The 25,031-nt window shown below is 71.3% G+C and carries 21 protein-coding genes and 1 pseudogene; 9 read left to right on the top strand and 13 right to left on the bottom strand.

The genetic code is table 11. The annotated features are described in order from the left end of the window. Positions 1–58: 58 nt before the first annotated feature. From ACFWGJ_RS22145 to ACFWGJ_RS22120, 6 genes are all read right to left on the bottom strand, one after another. The gene (locus ACFWGJ_RS22145) at positions 59–1,078 is read right to left on the bottom strand and encodes a glycoside hydrolase family 6 protein (protein WP_387327082.1); all 1,020 of its coding nucleotides are present in this window, start codon (positions 1,076–1,078) and stop codon (positions 59–61) included. Between the two features lie 419 nt (positions 1,079–1,497). Then, the gene (locus tag ACFWGJ_RS22140; RefSeq protein ID WP_387327079.1) at positions 1,498–2,184 is read right to left on the bottom strand and encodes a class F sortase; all 687 of its coding nucleotides are present in this window, start codon (positions 2,182–2,184) and stop codon (positions 1,498–1,500) included. Positions 2,185–2,190: 6 nt separating this feature from the next. Beyond that, positions 2,191–2,784, bottom strand: coding sequence for a hypothetical protein (locus ACFWGJ_RS22135; protein WP_387327077.1), 594 nt, complete (start codon positions 2,782–2,784; stop codon positions 2,191–2,193). A 110-nt stretch (positions 2,785–2,894) separates the two neighbouring features. After that, positions 2,895–3,674 carry an HAD-IIA family hydrolase gene (locus ACFWGJ_RS22130; protein WP_107016032.1) on the bottom strand — a complete coding sequence of 260 codons (780 nt, stop codon included), beginning with the start codon at positions 3,672–3,674 and terminating at the stop codon, positions 2,895–2,897. A gap of 155 nt (positions 3,675–3,829) precedes the next feature. After that, positions 3,830–4,675, bottom strand: coding sequence for a hypothetical protein (locus tag ACFWGJ_RS22125; protein WP_387327074.1), 846 nt, complete (start codon positions 4,673–4,675; stop codon positions 3,830–3,832). A 154-nt stretch (positions 4,676–4,829) separates the two neighbouring features. Next, on the bottom strand, positions 4,830–5,945 hold the full coding sequence (locus ACFWGJ_RS22120) for an ROK family protein (RefSeq protein WP_387327071.1): 1,116 nt from the start codon (positions 5,943–5,945) through the stop codon (positions 4,830–4,832). A 127-nt stretch (positions 5,946–6,072) separates the two neighbouring features. Between ACFWGJ_RS22120 and ACFWGJ_RS22115 the strand changes: the two genes are divergently transcribed. Together ACFWGJ_RS22115 and ACFWGJ_RS22110 are read left to right on the top strand one after the other, a co-directional pair. Beyond that, positions 6,073–7,194: a Gfo/Idh/MocA family oxidoreductase gene (locus ACFWGJ_RS22115; RefSeq protein WP_387327068.1), complete on the top strand. Its 1,122-nt coding sequence runs from the start codon at positions 6,073–6,075 to the stop codon at positions 7,192–7,194. Beyond that, positions 7,191–7,673 carry a heme-degrading domain-containing protein gene (locus ACFWGJ_RS22110; RefSeq protein WP_387327066.1) on the top strand — a complete coding sequence of 161 codons (483 nt, stop codon included), beginning with the start codon at positions 7,191–7,193 and terminating at the stop codon, positions 7,671–7,673. Before ACFWGJ_RS22115 ends, ACFWGJ_RS22110 begins: the two co-directional genes overlap by 4 nt. 204 nt (positions 7,674–7,877) lie before the next feature. On the opposite strand, the gene ACFWGJ_RS22105 is transcribed toward ACFWGJ_RS22110, so the two are convergent. The 3 genes from ACFWGJ_RS22105 to ACFWGJ_RS22095 form a co-directional block, all read right to left on the bottom strand. Next, positions 7,878–8,735, bottom strand: a complete 858-nt coding sequence (locus ACFWGJ_RS22105) for a fumarylacetoacetate hydrolase family protein (RefSeq protein WP_387327065.1) — start codon at positions 8,733–8,735, stop codon at positions 7,878–7,880. A gap of 152 nt (positions 8,736–8,887) precedes the next feature. Next, positions 8,888–9,673: a YidC/Oxa1 family membrane protein insertase gene (locus ACFWGJ_RS22100; RefSeq protein ID WP_387327064.1), complete on the bottom strand. Its 786-nt coding sequence runs from the start codon at positions 9,671–9,673 to the stop codon at positions 8,888–8,890. A 171-nt stretch (positions 9,674–9,844) separates the two neighbouring features. Beyond that, complete coding sequence (locus ACFWGJ_RS22095) at positions 9,845–10,159, bottom strand: DUF6412 domain-containing protein (protein WP_384805118.1); 315 nt, start codon at positions 10,157–10,159, stop codon at positions 9,845–9,847. 189 nt (positions 10,160–10,348) lie between these two features. Between ACFWGJ_RS22095 and ACFWGJ_RS22090 the strand changes: the two genes are divergently transcribed. Genes ACFWGJ_RS22090 through ACFWGJ_RS22080 form a run of 3 tightly spaced genes read left to right on the top strand, consistent with a single transcriptional unit; the run spans position 10,349 to position 15,887 of the window. Next, positions 10,349–11,182 (top strand): hypothetical protein, encoded by an 834-nt coding sequence (locus tag ACFWGJ_RS22090; protein WP_387327062.1) that lies wholly within the window; start codon positions 10,349–10,351, stop codon positions 11,180–11,182. Then, on the top strand, positions 11,179–13,566 hold the full coding sequence (locus ACFWGJ_RS22085) for a bifunctional serine/threonine-protein kinase/ABC transporter substrate-binding protein (protein WP_387327061.1): 2,388 nt from the start codon (positions 11,179–11,181) through the stop codon (positions 13,564–13,566). Before ACFWGJ_RS22090 ends, ACFWGJ_RS22085 begins: the two co-directional genes overlap by 4 nt. 35 nt (positions 13,567–13,601) lie before the next feature. Then, positions 13,602–15,887 (top strand): bifunctional serine/threonine-protein kinase/ABC transporter substrate-binding protein, encoded by a 2,286-nt coding sequence (locus tag ACFWGJ_RS22080; protein WP_387327091.1) that lies wholly within the window; start codon positions 13,602–13,604, stop codon positions 15,885–15,887. A gap of 4 nt (positions 15,888–15,891) precedes the next feature. On the opposite strand, the gene ACFWGJ_RS22075 is transcribed toward ACFWGJ_RS22080, so the two are convergent. Next, on the bottom strand, positions 15,892–16,698 hold the full coding sequence (locus ACFWGJ_RS22075) for a class E sortase (RefSeq protein ID WP_381832474.1): 807 nt from the start codon (positions 16,696–16,698) through the stop codon (positions 15,892–15,894). Between the two features lie 193 nt (positions 16,699–16,891). On the opposite strand from ACFWGJ_RS22075, the gene ACFWGJ_RS22070 reads away from it, so the two are divergent. The 4 genes from ACFWGJ_RS22070 to ACFWGJ_RS22055 all read left to right on the top strand — a co-directional run bounded on the left by ACFWGJ_RS22070 (position 16,892) and on the right by ACFWGJ_RS22055 (position 21,407). Further along, positions 16,892–17,911 (top strand): SEC-C domain-containing protein, encoded by a 1,020-nt coding sequence (locus ACFWGJ_RS22070; protein WP_381832477.1) that lies wholly within the window; start codon positions 16,892–16,894, stop codon positions 17,909–17,911. A 434-nt stretch (positions 17,912–18,345) separates the two neighbouring features. Continuing rightward, on the top strand, positions 18,346–18,834 hold the full coding sequence (locus ACFWGJ_RS22065; RefSeq protein WP_387327060.1) for a very short patch repair endonuclease: 489 nt from the start codon (positions 18,346–18,348) through the stop codon (positions 18,832–18,834). Then, a complete protein-coding gene (locus ACFWGJ_RS22060) occupies positions 18,827–19,831 on the top strand; it encodes a DNA cytosine methyltransferase (RefSeq protein ID WP_387327088.1) in 1,005 nt (334 codons plus the stop codon). Before ACFWGJ_RS22065 ends, ACFWGJ_RS22060 begins: the two co-directional genes overlap by 8 nt. Positions 19,832–19,910: 79 nt before the next feature. Beyond that, positions 19,911–21,407 carry a DNA cytosine methyltransferase gene (locus ACFWGJ_RS22055; RefSeq protein ID WP_387327085.1) on the top strand — a complete coding sequence of 499 codons (1,497 nt, stop codon included), beginning with the start codon at positions 19,911–19,913 and terminating at the stop codon, positions 21,405–21,407. A gap of 9 nt (positions 21,408–21,416) precedes the next feature. On the opposite strand, the gene ACFWGJ_RS22050 is transcribed toward ACFWGJ_RS22055, so the two are convergent. The 3 genes and pseudogenes from ACFWGJ_RS22050 to ACFWGJ_RS22040 form a co-directional block, all read right to left on the bottom strand. Then, complete coding sequence (locus ACFWGJ_RS22050) at positions 21,417–22,295, bottom strand: DUF6339 family protein (RefSeq protein WP_387327059.1); 879 nt, start codon at positions 22,293–22,295, stop codon at positions 21,417–21,419. Beyond that, entirely contained in the window at positions 22,292–23,287 is a 996-nt protein-coding gene (locus tag ACFWGJ_RS22045) for a hypothetical protein (protein ID WP_387327058.1), read from the bottom strand. Before ACFWGJ_RS22045 ends, ACFWGJ_RS22050 begins: the two co-directional genes overlap by 4 nt. A 3-nt stretch (positions 23,288–23,290) precedes the next feature. Next, a pseudogene (locus ACFWGJ_RS22040) lies at positions 23,291–25,012 on the bottom strand (transcriptional regulator). Between the last annotated feature and the right edge of the window lie 19 nt (positions 25,013–25,031).

Genomic DNA, 25,031 nt, shown 5'->3' with positions numbered 1-25,031 from the left:
CGCACAAGGAGGGCGCCCCCCGTCACGTACGCGTCCCGTACGCGTCACCTACAAGCAGTTACTGCTTGCTCGCCTTCGCGAGCTTGAGCGCGTACTCCGGCCACCACTGGCCCGCCTTGGGACCGTCCTTGCACGTGCCGTCGGACTCACCGGGTCGCTTGACCCACAGATAGGCGTCGACGAGATCGTCACCGGTGTCCGTGGTGGGTGTCTCGCCCAGTGCGCGCCCGGGCGGGTTGCACCAGTTCTCCTCCGGGTCGCCGTCCGTGTAGGGGCCGTTGCCGTTGCGGCTGGTGTCGATCACGAACGGCTTGTTGCCGACCTTCGACGACAGTTCCTTGCCGTACTTCGTGCTGTCGGGTGTCTTGTAGAAGTTGGAGACGTTGACCGCGAACCCGTCGGCGTTCTCGACGCCCGCCAGTTTCAGCGGCTCGGCGATGTCGTCGGGCTTGCCCCAGCCCGCGTTGCCGGCGTCCAGGTAGACCTTGGTGTTCTTCAGCGACTTGAACTTCTCCACCGCGCCCCGCAGCAGGTCGTAGCGCTCCTCGTGGAACTCGTCCGGGGTGCAGCCGTCCACCATGTGCAGCACCGCGTCCGGCTCCAGGATCACCGTGGTCGCCCGGTCGCCGATTCCCTTGGCGACCTGGTCGATGAAGGTCCGGTACGCGTTGCCGTCGGCGGCGCCGCCGCTGGAGAACTGGCCGCAGTCGCGGTGCGGGATGTTGTAGACCACGAGCAGCGCGTCCCGGTCGGCCTTCGCGGCGGCCTCGGTGAAGCCGCGCGCCTCCTGCTCGGCGTTCTCCGGGGTCAGCCACTCGCCGGTGGGCTGCTCGGCGATCCTGCGGATCAGTTCGGCGTCCTCGTCCTTGCCGTCCTTCACGTACGTGGCGACCTGTTCGGCCGCGTTCCCGTCCGGGTTGACCCAGAACGGGTCCTTGTCCTTGGGCTGCTGGCTCACCTTGGCGCCCGACGTGTCCTTGTCGCCGCCGTCGTCCGAGGACGAACATCCTGCGAGCAGCAGCACAGCTCCGGCCACCGCCACGGACGCCCTTGCCCCGGCCCCCCTGCTCCCGTACATCGAAAAACTCCCCCTCGGGTGCACCGTCCGAAGTACCAATCCTGACATACGTGTCGGGCCGCCCACGGGCACAGTCACGCCTTGGCGGCCAGCTGTTACAGCGCTGAACGACCGAACGGCGGCGGGACCCCGCGGACCTGCCCGGGCACCACGGCCACCTGCGCGGATAACGCAGCGCCACCGTGCTGGGACTTGGCGTCATTCAGACCCTAGGCCGGAACGCTCATCCGTTCTAGAGTCGTCTCAGACGGCCCCGGCCCCCGGCTGTCCGGGCATCCGCCCGTCCTCGGATGGGACCTTGAACCTCCCGTGCCGGTCGCCGGGTTACTCCCGCAGCCCGTGCGCGCACGGTCGAGGACCAGCCCGGTCGACGGCTCCGGGGGGAGCGGGTCGTCGACCGGGCCAGGTGCCGCCGGCGTTCAGCCGTGCCGGGTCCCGCTGAGGTACGCGGAGACGACCACGTTCGCCGTGTAGGTGCGGCTGCCGCGGTCGAAGGAACCGCCGCAGGTGATGAGCCGCAGTTCGGCGCGCCCGGACTGCCGGACCCCGTACGCCTTCCGGGCGTCGAAGCGGTCACGGGGGAAGACCTGTACGTCCTCCACGGTGAACTCGGCGACCGTGCCGTCGTCCCGGGCCACCCGGACCGCCGCGCCCGGCCGTAGCTCGCTGAGATGGTAGAAGACCGCGGGCCGGGTCTCGGTGTCCACGTGCCCGACGAGCAGCGCGGTCCCGGCCGACCCGGGCCGCACCCCGTCCGCGTACCAGCCGACCGTCCCCGGCCGCCCGTACGGCGGCGGTTCGATCGCCCCGCCCGGGTCGAGGCCGCGGCGCACCACGGGTGCCCGGACGCCCAGTGCGGGCACGTCCACGCGCTGGGGGCGCGCGTCGCCCAGCGGCCGTGTCGCGGACGGCAGTTCGGCGCCGAGCGGGCGGCCGACCGCCGCCATGTCGCCGGTGGTCGGCGCGGACATGCCCTGCCGTACGTCGGTGACCCCGCGGCCCCACAGCCACAGTCCGAGCAGCAGCAGCGCCCAGGCGACCCCCATCAGGAGCCGGCCGCGTCCCGCCGTGCGGTCCCGTTGTTCCGTCTGCGTGCGTGGTGACATGGCCCCTCAGTCCGTACGGCGGCGGCCCCGCCGGGCGCTGCTGACGGCCACGGCGACGGCGGCGACCGAGGCCAGGACGAGACCGACGACCGCGTGCCGGGTGCCGGGCCCCTCCGACCTGGCCTCGGCGGCGGCGAGCCGGGAGGTACCGCCACCGCCCGCGTGCACGGGGGCGACGGGGGACGCGGGGGCGGCAGGGGAAGCGGACTCCTGCTCCTTGCCGGTCTCGTGCTTCTTGCCAGTCTCGTGCTTCTTGTCGGCGACGGTGACCGTGCCCTTGAGCTGGTCCTCGAAGCCGTCGCAGGTGACCTCGATGTCGTAGGTGCCGGGGTCGAGCGTCGAGCGGACGCGGGTCTCGCCGGTGAGGTCCCCCTGGGCCCCGGCGAGCCGCGCGTCGGCGACGAACGCCGGGGACGCGGCGGTGCCGGTCATCCCGGTGCACCCCTGGACCCGCAGCGAGATGTCGCCGCCGGGAGCCGGGGAGCCCGGCGTCACCCGGACCCCTCCGTCGGCCGCGAACACCGAGGGGGCGTACGCCGTGGGGGCGAGTGCGGCGGCAGCCGCCGCACCGGCACAGAGAGCGATTCGCAGTGAACCCATCGTGAACCTCCAGACATCTGGAGCGTCCTCCGCGGGCCGGACCGGCGCATCCGGGGAAGGGGCCCACTGCTCCGTACGGGTTACGCGTACGCGTGGCCCGGACGGCCGGCTCAGACGCGGTCGACGAGGTCCGCGATGGAGTCGACGATCGTGGACGGGCGGTACGGGTACTTCTCGATCTCCGCCTTCGTGGTGAGGCCGGTGAGGACGAGGAAGGTCTCCATGCCCGCCTCCAGACCGGCCAGCACGTCGGTGTCCATGCGGTCGCCGATCATCGCGCTGGTCTCGGAGTGCGCGCCGATGGTGTTGAGCCCGGTCCGCATCATCAGCGGGTTCGGCTTGCCGGCGAAGTACGGCTGCTTGCCGGTCGCCTTGGTGATCAGCGCGGCGACCGCGCCGGTGGCGGGCAGCGCGCCCTCGGCGGACGGGCCGGTCTCGTCGGGGTTCGTGGCGATGAAACGGGCGCCGTCGTTGATCAGCCGCACCGCCTTGGTCATCGCTTCGAAGGAGTACGTACGGGTCTCGCCGAGGACCACGTAGTCGGGGTCGTGGTCAGTCAGCACGTACCCGATGTCGTGCAGCGCGGTGGTCAGACCGGCCTCGCCGATGACGTAGGCAGAGCCCTCGGGGCGCTGGTCCTCCAGGAACTGGGCGGTGGCCAGGGCGGACGTCCAGATGTTCTCCACGGGCACGTCCAGGCCCATCCGGCGCAGGCGGGCGTGCAGGTCGCGGGCCGTGTAGATCGAGTTGTTGGTGAGGACCAGGAAAGGCTTTCCGGAGTCCCGCAGCTTCCTTATGAACGCGTCGGCACCGGGGATGGGCACGCCCTCGTGGATGAGCACCCCGTCCATGTCGGTGAGCCACGATTCGATGGGCTTGCGCTCTGCCATGTGCCGTCTCCTGCCGTACGCGTGCTGCGTGAGCCGTGCGGATGCGCCGGCGTCGCCGGTCACCGCCGTGTGCCGACGCCCCCAGCCTAGCCATCGGCTGGATCTTGGAGGAAGGGAGGACGAGGTGGGGGGCGGCGCGGGAGGCAGTCGCGCGCTCAGCGTCTGCGGCGGGCCACGAGCAGCGCGGTGACCCCGGCGGCCAGGAGCAGCAGCGCGCCGCCGCCCGCGGCAAGCAGGGCGCGCGGCGAGGAGAGCCCCGTGCCGGCCAGTTCCCCGGCGAACGGCAGCCTCTCCGGTAAGCCGTCGGCGGCGCCCTGCCGGTCGCGGTCCCGGACGCCGGTGTCACCGCGCGGCTCGCCCGTCTCCTCGCCCCCGGCCACACCCCCGACGATGCGGAACCGGTAGTCGTTGGACTGGCCCACCCAGGCGCCGTCGTCCTGGTGCCGCTGCACGACGGCCGCGTTGGCGACGACGTCGTTGGCGACCGCGTCCGAGGTGACCGCGAGCCGCACCTTGACGGAGAGGGTCCTGCCGGGCGCGACCGTGAACCCCGGGAAGTCGCCCTCCCCGGAGGAGCCGGGCGCGGCGGAGCCGGTCCCGCCGGAGCCGAGCACGCCGATGTGCTCGTCCTCGTCGGTCCGCTCGAAGGTCACGGGCCGGGGCCGCTCCCCGTCGTAGAACTCCAGGCGCGGCTGCTCCGGCCGCAACGCCCGCTCCTTGTCCACCAGGACGACGACCGGGTGGACGTTCTCGCAAGGGGCGTCGGTGGTGTTGGTGAGGTCGATGTACCAGATCCGGAATCCGCCGCCGGCCTCGTAGGCGTCGGGGCCGCCGTGGATGCGGGTACGGACGGGGAAGTCACGCTTCCCGGACGCGGCGCAGACGGGCCCGGCCCCGGGCGGGGCCTGGGCGGTGACCGGCGCCGAGGCGTGTGCGGCGGGCACGGAGGTGAGGGCGGCTGCAGCGGTCACGGCGAGAGACAGGGGCTTGCTCAGTCGCATGGACACGGGAGCCTGCCACGGGGGTGCGGGCGGCCGGCCGCGACGCGCGGGGGTGGGGGCCGTTCGGGGGTGAACGTACATCCGGTCGGCGGACCCTCCGGGGGGGGCGTGTCGACGTCCGGTCGGCCGATCCCCCGAGGGGTCGCGCCGGCTTTCAGTCCTGTGTCCGTCCGAACAGCGGGGCCAGCAGCAGTTGGGCCGCTCCCTCCGCGACCGCCCGCGCGCCGCCGGGCGCGATCCGCACCGGTACGGGGCTGCCCGCGCCCTCGCGCCGGGCGCGGGTGTCCAGGACGGCGCCGACACCGCGTACGAAACGTTCGGGCTCCGCGGTGACCGTACGGCCGCCGAGCAGGACGAGGTCGATGTCGAGCAGGCCTACGAGGTTCGCGGCGCCCTCGCCGAGGACACGGGCCGCCCCGTCGATGTCGCCCCGGGCCACCGCGGCGAGGCAGAGCGCCTCGACACAGCCGCGGTTGCCGCACGGGCAGGGCGGTCCGTCCAGCTGGACGACCTGGTGCCCGAACTCCCCCGCCCCCGTACGGGCCCCGCGGTGCACGGCCCCGCCCAGGACGAGGCCCGCCCCCAGCCCCGTACCGAGATGCAGATACGCGAAAGCTCCGACCTCGCCGCCGACGGCCAGTCCGAGCGCCGCCGCGTTCGTGTCCTTGTCCAGCACCACGGGCACCCCGAGCCGCCGCGCCAGGGCGTCCCGCAGCGGGAACCCGTCCCACTCGGGGAACCCGGTCACCCGGTGCAGCACGCCGTGCGTGTGGTCGAGCGGCCCCGGCATCGCGACGCCGACCCCGAGGACGGCGGCTCCGGAAGGCCCCTCCACCAGTACCTGGGCCTCGTCCACGACCACGTCCAGCACGGCCTCCGCGCCCGCTCCGAGGTCGAGGGCGGCCCGGCGCTCGGCCACGACCTCGCCCGTGAGGTCGACGAGGACCGCGCGCAGTTCGTCGCGGTCGACCTGGAGTCCCACCGCGTGCCCGGCCTCGGGCACCAGCCGCAGCGCGGTCCGGGGCTTGCCGCCGGTGGAGGCCTGCCGGCCCGCCTCGGCGACCAGACCGTCCTCACGCAGCCGGGCGGTGATCTTGCTGACGGCCTGCGGGGTCAGCCCCGTACGCTCGGCGAGTTCGAGACGGCTCATCCCGGCCCGCCCGGCCCCGCGCAGCAGGTCGAGCAGCAGCGCGGCGTTGTGACTGCGCAGCGAGAGCAGATTCACCCCGCCGACCGCACCGCCCGGTCCCGCGGCCCTGATCCCAGCCACTCGGCACTCCTCCGCACTCGACACCCTGCACGCCGTGCCACGCCCCGCGCTGGTGCGCCCGTCGCGTCCCACACCCCATTGTCCCCCGCGCTTGCACTTTGGCAACAGCGTTGTTTAAGTGGAGGGCATGACTGGTACAGGTGCTGACACCTCCCTCCGCCCGGACTCCCGCCGCGAAGGCCCCTTCCGCGTGGGTCTCGTCGGCTACGGCCTCGCGGGCTCCGTCTTCCACGCCCCGCTGATCGCCGCCACCGAGGGCCTCGTCCTCGACACGGTCGTCACGGGGAACCCGGACCGGCAGGCACAGGCGAGGGACGAGTTCCCCGGCGTGCGGTTCGCGACGTCCCCCGACGAGCTGTGGCAGCGCGCGGACGAGCTGGACCTGATCGTCATCGCGTCCCCGAACAAGACGCACGTCCCGATCGCCAGGGCCGCCCTCGAAGCGGGCCTGCCGGTGGTCGTCGACAAGCCGATCGCGGGCGCGGCGGCCGAGGCCCGCGAGCTGGCCGCCCTCGCCGACGAACGCGGCCTGCTGCTCTCCGTCTTCCAGAACCGCCGCTGGGACAACGACTTCCTGACCCTCCGGAAGCTGATCACCGACGGCGAACTCGGCGACGTGTACCGCTTCGAGTCCCGCTTCGAGCGCTGGCGCCCCGAACTCAAGGGCGGCTGGCGCGAGTCCGGCGACCCCGCAGAGATCGGAGGTCTGCTGTACGACCTCGGCAGCCACGTGGTCGACCAGGCGCTGGTCCTCTTCGGCCCGGCGGCCACCGTGTACGCGGAGTCCGACGTGCGCCGCGCCGGCGCCGAGGCCGACGACGACACGTTCATCGCGATCACGCACACGAACGGCGTCCGCTCCCACCTCTACGCCTCCGCGACGACGGCCCAGCTCGGCCCGCGCTTCCGGACGCTGGGCTCGAAGGCCGGTTACGTGAAGTACGGCCTCGACCCCCAGGAAGCCACCCTGCGCGACGGCGGACGCCCGGTCGCGGGCGGCGAGAAGGAGTGGGGCGTCGAGCCTCAGGAACTGTGGGGCCGTCTCGGCTCCGGAGAGTCCCCGCTGACCGGCGGCGGCACCCCGGTCCCGACCGTGCCGGGCGCGTACCCCGCGTACTACGCGGCGGTCGCCGACGCCCTGCGCGGCACCGGCGAGAACCCGGTCACCGCGCTGGAGGCGGCAGCGGCCCTGGACGTCCTGGAGGCCGCGTACCGCTCGGCCCACGAGAACGTGACGGTGACCCTGTGAGTACGTCCACGCCCGCCCCGGCCCCGACGGTCGCCGAACTGGAGGAGCAGGAGCGCCGCCTGACGCTCCCCCGCTTCACCCACGACGACGCGTGGACCCTCGGCTCTCTCCTCGTCGAGCTGGCCCGCGAGCGCGAGGCGCCCGTCGCCATCGACATCCGCCGCGGCGGCCAGCAGCTCTTCCACGCCGCGCTGCCCGGTTCGACCCAGGACAACGACGCCTGGATCGACCGCAAGCGCCGGGTCGTGGAACGCTACGCGGCCTCGTCCCTCCTGGTCGGCACCCGCTTCCGGGCCAAGGGCACGACGTTCGAGGACTCCTCCCGCCTGGACCCCGACACCTACGCGGCCCACGGCGGAGCCTTCCCGATCACGGTGAAGGACACGGGCGTGATCGGCACGGTGGTGGTCTCGGGCCTCCCCCAACTGGAGGACCACGCGCTGGTGGTGGAAGCCCTGACACGCTTCCTGACCCCCTAGGGGGCGCGGCCCCAAGGGGCGCAACCCCCTGGGGGCGCGGGGAACGGCGCAGTCTTTTGTCTTTCGCTTTCAGGGGCGCGGGGAACGGCGCAGTCTTTGTCCTGAGGGGGCGCAGCCCCCAAGGGGCGCGGGGAACTGCGCGACCAGCCACGACGGCGCCACAGACGACAACGCGCCGATGTCCCCCGCCCCCGAGTGGAACGGCTACGCGGAAGCGAAGACCTGCCGCTGCCGCCCCAACCCCTCCACCTCCAACTCCACAACATCCCCCGCCCGCAAGAACGGCTTGGGCTCGGGCATCCCGAGCGCAACCCCCGCGGGCGTCCCGGTGTTGATGACATCCCCGGGATAGAGCGTCATGAACTGACTTACATACCGCACCACTTCCGCGACGGAGAAGATCTGATCGCCCGTACTGCCGTCCTGCCGCAGCTCCCCGTTCACCCACAGCTTCAGACCGAGCGCCTGCGGATCCGGCACCTCGTCGGCGGTCACGAGCCACGGCCCGAGCGGATTGAACGTCTCGCAGTTCTTCCCCTTGTCCCAGGTCCCGCCGCGCTCGATCTGGAACTCCCGCTCGGACACGTCGTGCGCCACCGCGTACCCGGCGACATGCGTGAGCGCCTCCTCGCGTGAGCCGAGGTAGCGCGCCGTACGCCCGATGACGACGGCCAGCTCGACCTCCCAGTCGGTCTTGACCGAGCCACGCGGCACGAGCACCGTGTCGTGCGGCCCGACCACCGTGTCCGCGGCCTTGAAGAAGATGACCGGCTCGGCGGGCGGCTCGGCCCCCGTCTCGCGCGCGTGGTCGTGGTAGTTGAGGCCGATGCAGACGACCTTGCCGATCCGGGCGACCGGCGGCCCGACCCGCAGCCCGTCCGCGTCGAGCGCGGGCAGCTCCCCGGCCTCGGCGGCGGTACGGATCCGGCCGAGCGCCACGTCGTCGGCGAGCAGCGCCCCGTCGATGTCCGGCACGACGCCCGACAGGTCCCGCAGAACTCCGTCGGCATCGAGCAGCGCGGGACGCTCGGCCCCCGCCGTACCGACTCGCAGCAGCTTCATGAGCAGTGTCTCCCTTGATCGCGGGCGGTCGACCGATGGGTGCAGCCATCGGAGGACTGGTCGATCCTCCAAGGTCGGCGTCCAGTCCGCAATACCCGGTTCACGGACTGGACCGTAACCACCGGCGCAGGCGCCGGGGCGGGGGGCCGGTGTCAGCCCAGCACCGCGGCGGCCGGCACGACCCCCGGCATGTCCCGGTACAGCACGGCCCGCTCCACCGCGCTCCACGTCGTGCTGGTCACCACGTACAGCGCGGCGGCCAGCGGCACGAACGCCACGGTCAGCAGGGTGAAGAAGGACATCAGCGGCATGATCTTGGTGATCGCGCCGAGCCCGGGCACCTGCGGCTGCCCGTCGCCGGACGCCGGGGTGGCCGCGTTCGCGGCCGCGCCGGCCGCCATCGTCCGCTTGGTCCGGCGGTAGTTGAAGGTCGCGACGACGGCGACGATCACGAACAGCCCGATGTACACGAGGCCCTGCGCCCCGAAGACCCCGCCGTCGCCCAGCGCGTCCGCCCACCGGTCCCCCAGCGGCGCCGCGAACAGCTTGTGGGCGAGCAGGGAATTGGCCTCGTCGCCGATCCGGGAGTTGGAGAACAGGTGGTAGAGGAGGAAGAAGGCCGGCAGCTGGAAGAGGCTCGGCAGGCATCCGGAGAGCGGGGACACCTTCTCCGCCGCGTGCAGTTCCATCACCGCCTTCTGCAGCTTCTCGGGGTTCTTGCCGTGCTTCTTGCGCAGCTCGGCGATCCGCGGCTGCAGCGCGGCCCGCGCCCGCTGCCCGCGCGCCGAGGCCCGTGACAGGGGGTGCACGAGGAGCCGTACGAACGCGGTGAACAGGACGATCGCGGCGGCCGTCGCCGAGTCGTGGAAGAGCGGGCCGAGGAGATCGGCGAGCCCTTCGACGAGGCTCGCGAAAGCGGACATGAAGGTGGCGAACATGGGTGAGCCCTCCGTGGGTCTCGTGGTGCGTCGATGCCTAGGAGATGTGACGTGGCGGCACGTGCGTCGGTGTGGGACGTGACGTGCGTCGGCATGACGACCCGACGAAGGGCACTGCGCAAGCAGCGGGAAGCGCGGTAAGAACGCTCCAGGAGGGCTGCTGCGGAGTCCCTACGCGGCCGTCGGGAGGGACCGGCCCGGGGCTCGGGGACGCCTGCGTCCCCGGGCGTCGGGATCGCGCTGCGGCAGGAACGCCGTGCGCTGCTCACGGTCGCGCATGGCGGTGCGGACCCGGGTCCGGGGCACGGCGGGCGCGAGGCGCGAGGAGATCAGGGAACAGGCGGCGAGCGCCGACCCGGCCGCGGCGGTCGCCGCGAACGTGACGGCGACGGCTCCGGAGAGGCTGCCGGTGTCCAGGAGCGCCACCTGCAGAAGGAGCACGAGCAGCAGGACGGCGGGCTTCACCTGCGCCCAGGTCCGTGTCATCGGCTGCTCCCTCCCCTCTGTTCCTGCATGATCGGCGGTTTCTCCGCGCTCCATGGCCTCTTGCCGTTATACAGGATCCGCCCCGGGGAGCCGCCGGACGGACTCCGGCAAGCCCGTAGTACCCCAGGGGCATAGTCGGTACCCTCCCAGCGGGGAACGCGTGGAACGCGTGTGCGGATGGGGGCGCTGATGGGACATCGGAGACCCGTGCGGTTGTTCACGGGTGTCTTGGCCACCTCGCTGTTACTGGGGGGCCTGGGAGGTTGTTCGGGGACCGGAGGTGACGGGTCCGCCGGACCCACCCGCTCCGGTTCACCCCCGGGCACGGCCCCCACCACCGGCTCCACCGGCGCCGCCCCCAGCGCGAGCGCCACCACCCTGGGGTTCACCCCCGATCCCGGCCGCGCGCCGAAGACCCGCGCCGAGGGCCTGCGCCTGGCCCGTACGGTCGCGGCGACGCCCGCCGACTGGGGGCCCGGCTTCGTACGGCGCAGCCCGTACGAGAGCGACCCCGGCTCCTGGCCCGTACTCGACTCCGACTGCGTGTGGGAGCGCGAGCCGCTGCCCCCGACGGTGCTCGCCAGCCTCACCCGCACCAGCGAACTGCCCGCGGAGGGCGCCAAGGGCCCGATCCGCGTCACCGCCGTCGTCACCGTGCACCGGACCGTCGGAGCCGCCGACTGGGAGATGGCCGGCACGCTGGAGGAAGCACTGCGCTGTCCCGACCAGCAGCTCCGCCAGGGCGAGCGGATCACCGGACTGCTCTCGCAGGGCGCGGCCTACGGTCTGCTGGCCAACTTCACCTCCGAGGACTCGCTCACGGAGGGCGGCGAGTACTACAGCGACACCCTCGGCGGCCCCCACTACTACTACTGGGTGCAGAGCCGGCTGGGCCAGGTCACCGTGGCCGTCGTCGGCCGGGGAGCCAAGGGGCGCTCCGACGACGACGTCGACTCCGCGCTGCGACAGGGGGCGGGCCAGATGCTGAGCCGCGTCGAGACCGAACTGGAGGCGGCGTCATGAGCGAGCCGCTGCTGCCCACCGACCCCGCACGGATCGGCGGTCACCGGCTGCTGGCCCGGCTCGGCGCGGGCGGCATGGGCGTGGTCTACCTCGGCCGCACCGAGGCCGGCGCCCTGGCCGCCGTCAAGGTCGTCCGGTCCGAGTACGCGGACGAGCCCGACTTCCGCGCCCGCTTCCGCCGCGAGGTCGAGACGGCCCGCCGGGTGAGCAGCCCCTGGGCGGTGCCGGTCACCGGCGCGGACCCGGACGCGGACGAGCCGTGGCTGGCCACCGCCTTCGTCCCGGGCCCCTCGCTGGAGGAGTCGGTCGTCCGGCACGGCCCGCTGCCCACCCGCAGCGTGCTGGCCCTGGCCAGGATGCTCGCCGCCGCGCTGCGCGAGGTGCACGCGGCCGGGCTGGTCCACCGCGACGTCAAGCCCGCCAACGTCCTGCTCGCCATGGACGGCCCCCGTCTCATCGACTTCGGGATCGCCCGGTCGACCGACGGGACCGCGATCACCTCCACCGACCTGGTCGTCGGCACGCCCGGTTTCCTCTCCCCCGAGCAGGCCGAGGCGCGCGGCGCGGCGGTGGGCCCGGCGAGCGACATCTTCTCGCTGGGCTGTCTGCTGGCGTACGCGGCGAGCGGCCGGCCGCCGTTCGGATCCGGCACGGCGGACGCCCTGCTCTACCGCACGGTCCACGACGAACCGGACCTGTCCGCCATCCCCACCGACTCCACCGACCCCGACGACTCCGATGATCCGGGCGAATCCACCGGCTCCGCCGGTCCCGTCGGCGGTGTCGGCCTGCTGACGCTGCTGCGCCTGTGCCTGGCCAAGGACCCGGCGGACCGTCCGACGGCCGACCAGATCGACACGGTCCTGCTGGTCGAGGACGCGGTCCCCCGGGGCGAGCAGCTCGCCTGGCTGCCCGAGGACGTCGTACGGGGTATCGCCGACCGTTCAGCCGAGATGCTCGCGCTCCCCGACATCGAGCCGACGGCCGCCGGAACCCCCGCCCCTGAGGGCACCGGGGGCACGGGCGGCACAGGGACCACGGAGGGCGCCGATGGCTCCGGCGCGACCAAGGACATGGCGGCGGAGCCCGCGTCGCCCGGCCGCCGACGGCTGCTCCTCGCGTCCGGCGCGGCGCTGCTCATGGCGGCGGGCGGTACCGCGGCCTGGGCGGCCCTGCGCCACGACGACCCGGGTACGCCGGGTGCCCGCCGCTGGGCCATCGGCGTACAGGCGGATCTGAGCGGTGCCTCCCGGAAGGCGGGCGCGGCGCAGGTACGGGGTGCCCGGCTGGCGGTCGAGCAGTACAACTCCCGTAAGGACAAACCCTTCGAGCTCGCCCTGAAGGCCGTGGACGACGGGGGCAGTGCGGCGGGGGCGCCGGGCGCGGCGAAGAAGCTGATCCAGGACACCGACGTGCTCGCCGTGCTCGGTCCCACCAGCGACGAGGCGGCCGTCGCGGTCCTCGGCACGTACGACGAGGCCCTGCTGCCGCTGCTGTCGGTCTCGGCCGGAGGACTGCTCCTGACCTCGAAGGAGTACCGGTCCTTCGTGCACTGCCGCCCCAGCGACGCGGCGCTCTCCCTCCCCATGAGCGTCTATCTCATGAAGCACACGCAGAACGGGAAGAGCACGGGGAACACGGAGAACACGAAGGCCACGGAGCAGTCGGGATCGGGAGCAGAGGCGCTGCGTGCCGGTCTGCTCCAGGACCGCACCGGGCAGACGTACGCCCAGGAGTCCGCCGGGATCAACGCCACCATGATGCGCAGTCTGGGCCGCCCGGCCTACCCCCGGGTGATCCCGGCGGGCACGAAGGACGTGGGACCCGTCGTCACCGACATGCTGCGGGCCGGGATCGGCTCGTTCGTCTACGCCGGATACGCGCCCGGCGCGGCCCGGGTGGCCCGGGAGCTGTCGGCGGCCGGCTTCGACGGACCGCGGCTCGCCTCACAGGCCGTGATCGACCCGGAGTTCCTGAAGGGCGCCGGAGAGGCCGCCGAGGGCTGGCTGATGACCGCGTCCTTCGTCGACCCGACCGCCGTACCGGCCGCGAAGGCCTTCACCGCCGCGTTCCGCAGGCGCTACGACGCCGCGCCCGGCTACTACGCCGCCGAGGCCTACGACACCGTCAACCTCGTCATCCAGGAGCTGCTGAAGGCCACGAAGGGCAAGAACAACCGGGGCGCCAAGGACGACCGGGTCTCCGCCCGTCCCCCGAGCCGCCGCACGCTCGTGGAGCTGCTGCGCGCGAGCCGCTACAAGGGCATCACCAAGGAGTTCTCCTTCAAGCCGGAGGACGGCACGTTCGCCGGCTGGGGCATCTTCCTGCACCAGGTCGAGGGCGGCAGGTTCCGCTACCTCGGCGAAGCCCCCTCCGAGGTGTGACGGTGGGCGGACCGCACGCGGAGGGGTTCGCGGGAGTGCGCCCGCTCGGCCCCGGCGACCCGCCCTCCGTCGGCGGCCACCGGCTGCTCGGCCGGCTCGGCGCGGGCGGCATGGGCGTGGTCTACCTGGCCCGTTCGGCGGGCGGAACACTGGTCGCCCTGAAGGTGATCCGCGCCGAGTACGCGGCCGACCACGACTTCCGCACCCGTTTCCGCCGTGAGGCCGAGGCGGCGGGCGGGCTCACCGGGCGGTGGGTGGTGCCGGTCACCGCGGCGGAACCGGCGGCCCGCGAACCCTGGCTGGCCACCGCCTTCGTACCGGGCCCCTCGCTCGCGGAGGCCGTCGCCCTGCACGGGCCGCTGCCGGACCGTACGGTACGGGTCCTGGGCGCGCGGCTGGCCGAAGCGCTCACCGAGGTGCACGCGGCGGGCCTGGTGCACCGGGACGTCAAGCCGGGCAACGTCCTGCTCGCCCTCGACGGACCCCGGCTGATCGATTTCGGCATCGCGCGGTCCACCGGCGCCACCGCGCTGACCGCGAGCGACGTGGTGATCGGTTCGCCCGGCTATCTCTCGCCCGAGCAGGCGCGGGTACGGGCCGGTGGCGGCGGTGTCGGCCCGCCGAGCGACGTCTTCTCGCTGGGCTGCGTGCTCGCGTACGCGGCGACCGGCCGCCGCCCGTTCGGCACCGGCACCGTGGCCGCCGTCATCTTCCGTACGGTCCACGAGGAACCGGACCTGGACGCCGTGCCGTGGACCCTGGTCCCGCTGCTGACCGCCTGCCTCGCCAAGGACCCGCGGGCCCGGCCCACCGCGCGGGAGGTACGGGACGCCCTGACCGACGAGGGCGGCCCGGAGCGCGACTGGCTGCCGCCCGCGCTCCCCCGGCTGATCGCGGAACGCTCGTCGGCCGTCCTGTCCCTGCCCGACCCCGACACGGGACCAGGACCGGGCCCCGGGCAGGGCTCCGGCTCCGGCACCCTCGGACAGCCCGATGAGATGCCGGAGGCAGCCCGTCCCGCCCTCTCCCGGCGCCGCGTGCTGACGCTGGGCTCGGCGGCCGGGGTCGTCCTGACGGGCGGCGGCCTCGCGGCCTGGGCCGCCGCCAGGTCCGCGGCCGGCCGCGACGGCTCGGCCGGCTCGGGACCGCTCCCCCGGTACGTCATCGGCCTGCACGCCGACCTGTCGGGACCGGACAGGGCGACGGGCCGGGCGCAGGAACGGGGCGCGCGGATCGCCGTGTCGGACTTCAACGCCGGCTCCGGTGACTCCAGCACCGACTCAGGCTCGGGCTCCGGTTCGGGCTCGCACTCGGGCTCGGGCTCGGGCTCGGGCTCGGCCTCGCAGGGTGGCCGATCCTTCGATCTCGCGCTGAAGGTCCTGGACGACGCCGGAAAGGCGAAGCGGGCCGAGAAGGTGGCCGCCGGGTTCGTCGCGGATCACGACGTGTACGCCGTGCTCGCCGCGACCGGCGCCGCCGCGACCGCGGTCGCCGTCTCCCGCTACGAGAAGGCCCTGCTGCCCCTCGTGTCCGTCTCCTCCGGCGCCGATCTGTTCTCCACGACCACCACCCGCGCCTACTTCCACCTCAGACCCGACGAGTACGCCCTGGCGACGCCCTTCATCCACTACCTCAGCCACGCCGAGAAGAGCCGCAGGACCGCCCTCGTCGACGACCGGGCGGCCAGCAGGACCAGCTGGCAGATCGTCAAGGACGTGAGCGCGTACCCGCCCTCCGAGGGCACGACCACGACGCACACCGTCCCCGCGGACAGCGAGGACTTCGACGCGGTCGCCGCCGCCGTGCTTGCCGCGGACGCCCAGGCCGTCGTCTACGCCGGCACCTCACCGCACCGGGCCGCCCGCTGCGCCCGCGCCCTGGCACGGGCCGGGTTCCGGGGCACGCGCATGGCCCCGGAACCCGTACTGCGGCCCGCGTTCCTCAAGGAGGCGGGCCCGGCGGCCGAGGGCTGGGTGATCACCACGACCTATGTGGACCCGGCCGGGCTGCCGGCCGCGGCACGCTTCGTGAAGACGTACCAGGAACGCTTCGGGGTACGCACTGTCGAGCCGTACGCGGTGGAGGCGTACGACGCCGTGCTCTTCGTCGCCCAGGCCCTGCGCGAGCTGGGCAGCGTCGAGCCCGAACGGGGCGCCCTGGTCCGCAGACTCCGCGAGACCACCCACCGCGGCCTCGCCAAGACCATCGAGTTCGACCCGGTGACCCACCAGTTCCGCTGGGTCAACAGCCTGTTCCTGCACCGCGTGGAGAACGGCGCTCCGGTCTTCCTGGGCCACTACGACAAGGCGAGGAAGCCCTGACCGGCTAGCGGGGCCGCACCGAACGGAGCTTGCCCCAGACGACCAGGCGGTACTTGGAGGTGTACTGGGGTGTGCAGGTGGTGAGCGTCAGATAGTGCGCGGGCTCGGTGTACCCGTACGCCGGCTTGACCGTACTGCGCGGAATCGCCCGGATCGTCCCGCCGTCCCCGGGCGAGGTCCGCGGCAGCGTCCGGTCGACGACGTACGTGTACACGGCGGCCCGGGTCTCGACCACGACCCGGTCCCCGCGCCGCAGCCGGTCGAGATACCGGAACGGCTCGCCATGGGTGTTCCGGTGCCCCGCGAGAGCGAAGTTCCCGACACGGCCGGGCTGAGCGGTGCCCGGGTAGTGCCCGACGTACCCCTTGTTGAGGACCCCGGCCTTGCCGACCCCTTCGGCGACGGGCACGCGGAGCCCGAGCCGGGGGATGCGGAGGACGGCGTAGGCCTGGTCCCAGCGGGGGCGGGGGTCGGTGTGGGTGGCGGTGCCGGTTCCGGTGCTGGTGCCGGTACGACGCTCACCGGAGCCGGACTGGGACCCGGCCCCGGAGTCGGAACCGGTGCCGCTGCCGGAACGCGGCGTGGGAGGACCCCCTCCACTCTCCCCCTCGCCCTCCCACTGCCGCTCCAGGGCCTGGACCTTGCGCTCGGCGCCCTCTCTCGCCTGCCGGTTGGTCCACCACAGCTGATGGGCGACGAGGAGCAGGAGGACGACACCGAGGGTCACGACGACTTCGGCACTGTTCCAGAGGAGCCGGGCGTACCGCGCACGCCGCCGCCGACCCCGCTGATGGACGACGGGAACGCGCATACGCGGGCCTCCTCCCGGGGACCGGGGCTCAGGGACCGGGCCCGCACGATAAGGGCTGGGCCCTCAACTCACCATCCCCGTGAACGCCTGGCCGCACAGGCAGCTGGACAAGCAGTTGAACACTGCACGCCGATCCGACCCCTGGCCTGCACATACCTCACCTCTGTCGGCGGTCGGCAGTACGGTGTCACTCATGCGCCCCGACACGTCTGCCGAGTACGTCGACCACAACGCCGAAGCAGCACGCCTGGAGCGGACAGCCGGCCTGTATCCCGAGGACGCCGAACACCTGCTCGTGCAGGCGGCGGCCCACCTCGAACTGGCCGACGACCGCCCGCGAGCCACCTCTCTCTACGACAGCCTGCTCTCCGGCACGACCCCGCTGGAGAACCCGTTCCTGGTACGGGCCCTGAAGGCGGCCAACCTCTGGGAGTACGGCCACGAGGCGGAGGCCAGGGCGATCATCGAGGGCGTCCGCGTGGCGGCACCGCGCGACCCGGCCCCCTGGGTGATCGTCGCCGAGTCCCTGGAGTCCCACGACGAGCTGGAGGCGGCGCAGGAGACGTTCACGGAGGCGGCGGTCCACCTCCTGGCCGACGTCCCGGAGCCGCCGTACGCGACGCACCCGGTCCTCTTCGGCCGCCATCGCGTACGCCGCATGCTGGGCCTGCCCCACGACGACTGGGACTCCCTCGCGGACACCCTCAACTCCTCCCCGGTCACCCTGGACGAGCTGCACGACCCGAAGCGCGTGTGGTCGCTGGGCTCCGACAACCCGGCGGAACTGCAGGCGGAGATCAGCCGCCTGCGCGCCGAACTGGGCACGTTCCGCGAGGCGTTGTCACGCCCGTTCCCGGTGGCGGTCCTGCACTGGCCGGCCCCCGAACTGACCGAACTCCTGACGGCGTACCCGGACCTGTCCACGGAGTACCCGTCCCACGAGGCCCACCTGGCGACGATAGAGGCCTCCCTGCGCGAACTGTCCGCCTCGGGCACCCCGAACCTCGGCATCGTGACAGGCACGGTCCCGTCGTACGAGGCCTTCGCAGCCTCGGAACTGACGTCCCCGAGCGACGCGTCACTGCTACCGCAGTACGCGACGACGCTGGCGGCAAGGGGCAGGGCTGTGGCTTGGCCGCCGGAGCGGGGGGCTGCTTGTTGGTGTGGGTCGGGGCGGGGGTATGGGGGGTGCCACGGAACACCCATCAGCTGATCACGCGCACGGAGCGCTTCGATCGCCCCGATGCGCTCCGTTTCCCGACGGCCGCGAAACGCACACACGAGGAAAGGGCGACCCGCGTCACCGACACGAGAGTGAACGAATAGGGACATTGAGAATGTAACGCCAATCAACCTTCCGGCCGGGCGCGGCATTTGTTGATCACTTCAACCTCAACTGCCCCAATGTCCGTTCTTTGCAGTACGGTCACATCTATCGTCCGAAATGACGGGCCGCCACATCCGGCGGGCCCTGACCTGTGCATACGAGGAAGCAATGACTTACGCGTCCGGTAGTGATCGGAACTACGAAGTACCGACCACCGGCAGTGAGCAAATCCTCCCCGTCGATCACCACATCCGGGCTCCGGCGCATCCGGGACACGGATCCGGAGTCGCCGTCGACGAGGCTCGACGACGGTGAACCGCATGACGCCCTCCTCCCCCGAAGTCTCGGCCCGCATGAGCAAGCAGCCGAGCAAGGACACGGAGGCCGAACTGGCCGTACGACGGCTGCTGTATGCGGCCGGGCTGCGATATCGCGTGGAGTACCCCGTACCCGGCATGCGGCGGCGACGGATCGACGTGGCGTTCCCCGGGCTCAAAGTGGCGGTGCTCATCGACGGTTGCTTCTGGCACGGTTGCCCCTTGCACGCCACTCGGCCGAAGTCCAACGCGGACTGGTGGCGTAACAAACTGGACCGGAACATGGCACGGGACCAGGAGACGACCGAGCACCTCACCGCGCAGGGTTGGACCGTGCTCAGGTTCTGGGAGCACACCGCGTCGGGGGAGGTCGCTCAGGCTGTACGCGTCACGGTGGACCGGGAAAAACGGGAGATGCGGGAACTTGCCCGCAACAGGCGGGACGCGCGGGAGAAGAACCGGCGAACGGGCCGAGGGGGAACGGTTGACTGACCGACTGACTTTTGTGGATGTCTGCTCCGGCGCGGGCGGATTGGCATCGGGGCTTGAGAGCGCGGGCTTCACGCCGATGCTGCTGCTCGACAACAAGCCGCAGGCATGCGAGACGATCCGGGCCAACCGGCCCGACTGGAACGTCCTCTGTGAGGACCTGGTCGACTTTCTCCCTGAGAAACACCCCGAGACCTTGGACGTCGACCTGTTGTCGGCGGGGCTACCCAGGGTCAAGTCCTCTGCTGCGGTGGGACGTTCGGACAGTGATCCGGAGCTGCGGCTGATCGCCGCCACGATCTGGTTGGTCCACGCCGTTCAGCCGCGAGCCCTGTTGCTGGAGAACCTGCCGGCCCTCGTGGAATCGCCCGCGTACCTGGAGACCCGGGAGTTCATCGAGGCCGAGCTCACGCACCTCGGCTACCGGCTCCGCTGGTTCGTACTCAACGCAGCGGACTTCGGCGTGCCCCAGGAGCGGCTCCAGGGCGTCCTGGTGGCGATCAAGGAGCCGTGGTTCGACTCCTTCGTACGACCCGCGCCGACGGTGAGCGAACACGTCTCGCTCGGCGACGCCTTGCGATGCTCGATGAGCGCACGGGGCTGGCCGGAAGCCGACGTCTGGGCGGATCAAGCATGGGCCGTGGCGCCGACTCTCGTCGGCGGCTCGGACAACCGGGGTGGGGCGGATGTCGGTCCGACGGGCACGAAGAAGGCCTTCGCACGCATGGGGGTGAACGGCAACGCGTTCGCCGACGAAGTGCCGGGGCCCGACTACGTGTGGCCGCGCTCGGACGACGTGTCCGAGATGCCGAAGATCACGGTGGATCAGACAGCCGTGCTTCAGCGGTTCCCGCCGGATTGGGAGATCACAGGGCAGAAGACGGCTCGATACAGGCAGATCGGGCATGCCACTCCTCCGCCTGTCGGCAGGGCACTCGGGGAGACGATCGCGGCTGCGCTGCGATCGCCCGCCCGCCCGGTCGTAGCAAGCCGACCATGACACACCAGATCGCCGGCTACACTTCACGCACATGAGCCACGCCAAAGAGACCCCTCCCTCACCTGCGGATATCCATATTCTGGACCTGTTCGCAGGGCCTGGAGGGCTAGATGTGGCGGCGGACGTCCTCGGCTACCGGATCACCGGCATCGAGTGGGACACGGACGCATGCGCCACACGCGTCGCTGCGGGGATGGACACCTTCCAGGGCGACGTGCGGGAGTACAGCGCAGCGCATTTCCCTCATGCCCAGGTTCTGACGGGAGGGCCTCCCTGCCAGACCTTCACCGTGGCCGGGCACGGTGCCGGTCGCAGGGCGCTGGACGACGTGCTGCGCTACATCAAACGTCTTCACATCGCTGTGAGCTCGGACGAAGCAACATGGGAGAGCATCTCCAGCACCTGGCAGGAGATCTCCGAGGAACTGAACGAAAGAGCTGCCGAGGCAGAAAAGATCAAGGCCGAGAAACTTGAGGTCCAGGCTCTTCGCTCCGTGGAACGGAAGGCGATCAAGAAGAGCCTCCAGGAGAACGGCAGCTCTGCGGAAAAGATCGAGGTCGTCCTGAAAGCCCTCAGGGCCTCACGAGACCTCGGCCCCGAAGCCGCGGACCTCATGCATCTGATCGAGGAGTACAACGTCCAGGGGATCAGGCTGGACGGCCTCAAGGCCAAACTCGAAGAGCTTGGTGACGAACGGACGGGGTTGGTCCTACAACCACTGTGGTGGGTGATCGAGCGGAGCCGACGCCCGGGACTGGCGCCCTACGAAGCCGTCGTCCTGGAGCAGGTTCCGGCCGTGATGCCGGTGTGGGAGAAGTATGCGGAGGTGCTCTCCACCCTCGGCTATCGGACAAGGACGCAGTTGATGTTCACCGAGGCGTTCGGTGTGCCACAGACACGTAAGCGCGCGGTGCTCATGGCACGACTCGGGGAGACGGACATCCCTTCGGTCCCCGAGACCCATGAGCGCTACCGCCCTCGGACCGTTCCCGCCGGGTCGTCGGCGACAACCGATCATGCGGCGAACACGCTCCCCTGGGACATCGAGGAAAATGATGTCGCCGAGAAGCCCAAAGCGGCCTGGGTGTCCATGGACGCGGCCCTCAGGAAGGCTCGGAGCATCGCGCCCCGACTGCCGGATCGTCCCGCCTTCACCGTCGTCTCGAACTACGGGACCGGCGGTGACCCGGGTGCACGCGGACGGCGCGACCACGACGTGCCGTCCGCGACGATCACCGGGAAGGTGTCGCGCAACCGCCTGGTCCACAAGGGCTCGGACAAGAGCCTCTCCGGCGGCCTCGACCGCTTCACCCTTACGGAAGCAGGTGTACTGCAGACCTTCCCCGTCGCGTACCCCTGGCGTGGCAAGGACCAGTCGCAACAGATCGGCAACGCAGTTCCGCCCCGACTCGCCCTCCACGTGTTGCGGCATGTCCTCGAACCGGAATCGACCGACGACGAGGCTCGCGCCAGGTTGAAGCAGGCCATCGCGGACCTGGAGACATGGCACCCCGAAGAGCCGGTCGAAGTACGTCGGCACGGACAGTGGGAGGGTCACCCGCTCACCGGCGTATGACCCTCCCGATCACACCTGTGGGACCCGTCCTCTGACCGGGGCCGTCTCGAAGAGCTCGGTGAAATACTTGGTGAGCCTGGTCACCGAGGCCTCGGGAGCAGGCTCCTCGCCGGGTCCAGTGGGCAGCTCGTGCCGGGGCACGGGAAGCGCGGACTCGGCCTCCGCGATCCACTGGCGGAGCGCCTCCGGATCACGTGGCTCGTCCGGAGCCATCGCGTCGTAGACCAGAGTGGCGCCAGCTGTGTTGATCGCTGCCGCGAGGCCGACGACATCACGGCCGGTGCTGGCGATCCCTAGTTCCAGGACCCGTACCAGGGCCTGGGCGCTGGGCCGGTGGTCGACCAGGTCCATGCGCACCGCACTGTGGATGAATTCCTGGTTGGCGCACGCCGTGACCACCGGTGCGTAGTCATCGCCGTTACGGAACATCTCCGCCGCCAACCACAGACGTGAGAAGCACTGCCGGTCGAGGGCTCCCTTGAAACGGGCCGCGTTGATACGAGCCTCCGCACTCCCCGACGCGGGCTTGGAGAGGTGTCGCCAGGCCACGTAGTCCGGTGCGACGGCCAGCGCGAAGTGGGTCCAGATCCTTTTGTCCGCGGCCTCCCGCCGGGTGAGCCGCAGAGTGGCGTGCAGCCTGGGCGCCAGCCAACCGTCAGCCTCCGTCCGCGGGTCATTGAACTGGTACATCGCGTCTTCGACGAGTTCCCTGAGAGGTTCCGCCACCCAGCGGGCGTCGTTCTCCGGCAGAGGCTCGACCACCTTGGCCAGGTCGATGCCTCCGTGCCCCTGGATCCCTCTCAGAAGATCTTCTGTGAGAAAGGGATCGGCGGCCGTCGCGGAGAGCAGACCGAGCCGCTCGGGAACATGATGCGGTTTCTCGATCACGGTTTGTCCCCTCGGTTCATTTGTTGCAGTGCGCGCAGGACCGTGGCGAGGGCCTTGGCGGCACCGGCGCGGCGCACGGCTGCGTAGTGGACCCGGGTCTGGAGTTCCACCCATCCCGCGTCGCCCGTCCGGCGGCGATGGACCCGATGCAGCGCCTCCTCGACACGGAGGTCCGGCACCACGTCCGGAAGCATCTCCCGCAGCACCTCGCCCCGCCAGTCGGTGGGGAAGACGGGCGAACCGTCCGGTTCGACCTCCAGGTCACCCACCGCGCTGTGGAACACCGCCGTCCACACGTCGGTGGCCATCTGGGAGACCAACAGTTCGTGGACCTTGTTCTCCATTCCCCCGCTCTCACCGCCGAGGAGGTCCGAAAACCCCTCGACATCGGTGTTGACCATCACCAGTGGGAGCCGACCGGAGGTGTCGACGACCCAGGGAACGTCGGCGTAGGGACGCAGCCATTCCCGCGCGCTCTTGGAGAAACTCGCCTGTTTCACGTCGAGGCGCAGGCCACCGAGCGGTTCCTCGGCGGCGACGTCGACGGTCCAACCGTTGTCGGTCTCGGTGATCGACCGCCCCCGCACACCGTCCACCGTCGCGACCGCGTAGGCGGCAAGATCGGCACGACCCACATGATCGTCGCGGAGCACCTCGATCTCACCGGACCACTCCTTGCTTCCCTCGCCGTCCTGCCGCAGGTCGACGGTGGTACGCACATTGGTGTCGCCGTCGGTGAGTACCGCCAGGACCCTCAGGTCGCTCCACGGGGCGTCGGCGTCGGTGGCACCGGGAGGCAGGGTCGCGGACAGGCCGATCCTGGCCGACACCCAGTCCTCGTGCTGCGCCACCCCCAGGGCCACCGTCCGTTGAGGGGTCGAGAAGGCGGAGGTGTTCAGAAAATCACGACTGTTGTCGGGCAGTTTGAGGGAGGCCGAGGTCACCCTCAGTGTGATCGGACGGTTGAGTCGCTTGTACGGATAGAACTTCATGCCTCACTCCCCTGTGCCGGCACGGAGTTCGAGAACGAGTCGCGTGAGTTCGGTACGGACCGGATGGCTGCTGGGATCTGTGGAACCACGGAAGACCGCTCGGCGGGCGCCCTGGGTGAAGCGGAGCGTGCCGTTCTCGACCTCGCAGCCTTCCACTGCGACGAGTTCTGCCCAGTCGAGTCTGGGACGACTGCCCGACCTCACGTCGAGGAGGACCACCGGTGTCATGGCAGGCAGTTCGTCGGCGCGAGGCAGTTTCACCTCGGCGGTGATCCGCCACTCGCCGCCCGTGCCGATCTCCGCGTCCAGGTCGTCGAGTTCCGGCAGGACGGCCTTTGAAGCGCGTTTGGGCGAAGCGCTCTTTCGCGGAACGGTGAGTTTCGTTCGCAGCTTCGCGCTCTGCTGCGCCCCTGGACGTTTGGGCCGGACCACCAGTTCCTTCACCGCGGCGTTGACCTCGGTGGTCAACGTGGTGATGCGGCGGTGCGCACTGTGCGACCAGCGGAGGGTCAGTTCCTCGGTCTGGCCCCAGCGGTCGTGCTCAGGAGGCTCGGCGGCTCGCAGGAACTCCTCGGCCTCCTCGGCGAAGGGTGCCGCCTCCCCGGCGGCGTGCCCCAACAGCAGCACGCCCTGAAAATGGGTGACGCCCAACGGCAGCCCGGAGACACCGGACTTCTTGATGGTCATTCGGTTGCCACGCAGCGAGTGGACCTGGTTGGGCTCACCGTCCTTGTCCTCGGCCTCCGTGACCAGAAGAACTCCCTGGTGCGCGCCGAGCGTGCCTCTGCGCCCCCCGGAAAGCGGGAGCCGGAGCGGAACCGTGCGGAGCGCCACCTGGCCCGACTCGGTGAGCCGGTCCACGGTCGTGCCCTCGTAGAAGGAGCGCAACGCCCTGGTCCGCGCCGGCTGGGTGTCGGTGGGGTCGACCTTCTCCTCCTCGACGACGACCTCGCCGTTGCGGAACGTGCGTACCGAGGTCTCCAGGAGCGGGAGTCTGTTTCCGCCCCCGGTCATGGCCGCCCAGAAATCCCGGCTCAATGCCTCGACCAGACGTCGGTGCATGACACGGATGTCGTGGGTGCCGTCACCGTCGTTCCCGTTCTCCTCGTCGGTGTCGGAGTCCGACGTGCCCTGGTCGAGGCTCGCCACGTCATAGGCACCGACGATCAGGAAGGACGTTCCCGGTTCATCGCCGTCGCGGTCGAGATACAGACGCTTGACCGCCTCCTCGTCCGCCCACCACGAACGGACGACGTCCGCGTTGTGCGTCTCGGGGTCGGGCCGGCCCAGCCAGGCGGGACCGGCCCAGGGCTTGCCGTCGACGAAACGCCACGGCAGCTCCAGTCGTCCGATGACACGGCGCTCGGTACGGCCCTCGTGCGGGACGGAGAGCGTGGAGTTGATCAGCACCATGCCCAGTGCGCTGGTCGCCCAGAGCGTGGCCTTGCCGAGCCCGTATGAACCTCCGGCGCCCCGTCCCGACTTGAGGCTCTCCAGTTGCCTACGGACGACGGCCGCGAACTTGCCGTCGTCGTAGTCGTCGCCGGTGAGCCCGGAGGCGTTGTAGTCGTCGATCCGCAGAAGGATCAGACGACCCTTCTCGAACATGTCGCGCACACCGGCGTCCACGACGCGGCCCCCCATCTGGTCGGGCCCGGACACGGGAAACGCCGAGTACTGGGGCGGGAGTTAGTCCCACACGAACGCGGCCCGGAACCTCACCAACCTCTCACCCCGGAATTAG

It is taken from the genome of Streptomyces sp. NPDC060205, assembly GCF_042728395.1.
Taxonomy (GTDB): Bacteria; Actinomycetota; Actinomycetes; order Streptomycetales; family Streptomycetaceae; genus Streptomyces.
This window is presented reverse-complemented; position numbering and strand designations above follow the sequence as displayed.